The sequence below is a fragment of the Paenibacillus sp. GYB004 genome, from assembly GCF_036577605.1.
Taxonomy (GTDB): Bacteria; Bacillota; Bacilli; order Paenibacillales; family NBRC-103111; genus Paenibacillus_AB; species Paenibacillus_AB oceani.
Window position 1 is genome coordinate 1 of the sequence record NZ_JARBDB010000005.1, and the last position, 1402, is coordinate 1402.

General features: G+C 49.6%; 1 protein-coding gene. It reads right to left on the bottom strand.

Features of this window, described 5'->3' with window-relative positions:
• Window positions 1–185: 185 nt before the first annotated feature.
• A protein-coding gene (locus PV433_RS03750; RefSeq protein WP_332070856.1) for an IS3 family transposase occupies window positions 186–1353 on the bottom strand; the annotation gives its coding sequence in 2 pieces (ribosomal slippage) (window positions 186–1080 and window positions 1079–1353; 1170 coding nt in all).
• Window positions 1354–1402 lie beyond the last annotated feature (49 nt).

Sequence of the window (1402 nt, forward strand, 5' to 3'; positions counted from 1 at the left end):
TATGGTGCTACAAGATGTCAAGACAGTTTTTTTAGATTATTAAGGTGTGAAAACCTTCACAATACTTGTTCCCCTTGCCCCGAAGGGGCAGGCAGTTCGTTTCCAGAATTGGGAATCTGATCGCTGACTGCCGTGAGGTAGATTGTCCACAGGTGGAGGACGTAGCCCAAGCGAAGGCGCGGGAGCTATGGTTTTGGTTTTGTTTGTTCACATGAGGGCAACAGAATAACGTCTTGGTTGTACACCGCTGCTGGCGTATGGTTTTGCAGGGACTGATGCGGCAAATAGTGATTGTGCAAATGGATGAAGCCTTCCACACCTTGTCTGGTCTCTCGCGGACTGTTGTAGTCGTTAATATAGACCTCGTTGTACTTTAGGCTACGCCAAAAGCGCTCGATGACGATGTTGTCCTTGGCTCGGCCTTTGCCATCCATGCTGATCCGAACCTCGTTCTCTTTCAACAGATCGATATATTTTGGACTCGTGAAATGGCTGCCCTGGTCACTGTTGATAATCTCCGGCTTACGCCGCGTCAACGCCCGTTTCGTGGTCTCCAGTACGAAGTCGATTTCAAGGCTCTGGTCCAACTGCCAGTCTACGATATAGCGAGAGAACCAATCCATCATGGCGTACAGGTACATCCAGCCATGCTTCATTCGGATATACGTGATGTCCACAGACCACACCTGATCCGGCTGTGTAATCAGCAGCTTCCGGAGAAGATAGGGATAGATCCGGTGCTGCAGATCACGCTTGCTCAGGTTTGGACCAGGAAAGATGGCCATGAGCCCCATTTCTCGCATGTAGCGCCGTACGGTGTTCTGATGGATGCTGTCTCCATCTCTGTTCATAATCGCGGCAATCTTCCGGTAGCCCAGAAACGAATGCTGCGTGTAAAGCTCATCAATCCGGTGTTTGAGGCGAATTTCCTCCGGGGAGGGAGGAACCGGCTTGTAGTACAGGCTGGAGCGATTCAGGCTCAGCAGATCGGCTTGAACGCTGATCGCGTGCTCGGGACAGTCCCACTCCAGGAGCTCGACACGCTCCTCGCGAGACAGGTTAGAGGCCAGATTTTTTTTTGAGCCACGACAATTGACTGGTCAATTTTCCAATCTCGGCGTAGAGTTCGTTGATCTGATGCTCATACTCGTTTTTCATTTTCGTGATGCCTTTTCGATCATCGACGAACAATTGTGAGAGGTTCTGCACCGCTTCTGACTTCCACCGATTGAGGACATTTGTATGAATGCCATGTTCCGAAGCAAGCTGTGAAACCGACTTTTCTTCCTTGAGAATTTCCAGGACAATGCGCGCCTTTTCTTCGGGTGTAAACTTGCGTCTGCTGGTCGACATACAACTAAGAAACTCCTTTTTTGCTGTCTAGTTTCTATGTAGCATTATA